Origin of the sequence: Streptococcus sp. HMSC077D04 (genome assembly GCF_001808785.1) — a bacterium.
Lineage (GTDB): Bacteria > Bacillota > Bacilli > Lactobacillales > Streptococcaceae > Streptococcus > Streptococcus mitis_BX.
In genome coordinates, this window is the sequence record NZ_KV794513.1 from 1 (window position 1) to 286 (window position 286).

Annotated in this window: 1 protein-coding gene; it reads left to right on the forward strand. The window is 42.3% G+C overall.

The window, feature by feature from the left end:
• Positions 1–286, forward strand: a 286-nt coding sequence (locus HMPREF2701_RS02645) for a phage tail tip lysozyme (protein WP_261674398.1), incomplete at both ends; no start/stop codon positions are given.

Below are 286 nucleotides of genomic sequence, written 5' to 3' on the forward strand. Positions count from 1 at the left end.
ATTGCGGCTATTTTAGGAAATTGGTCGGTAGAGTCTTCTATCAATCCTAAACGAGCTGAGGGAGATTATTTATCTCCTCCAGTTGGCGCTACCGATTCCTCATGGGATGATGAAAGCTGGTTAGCGATAGGAGGACCAGCCATTTATAGTGGTGCTTATCCTAATATTCTTCATAGAGGTCTAGGTTTAGGGCAATGGACAGATACCGCAGATGGGTCAACACGGCATACAGCTTTATTGAATTATGCACATATCAAAAATAAGAAGTGGTATGATTTAGACCTCC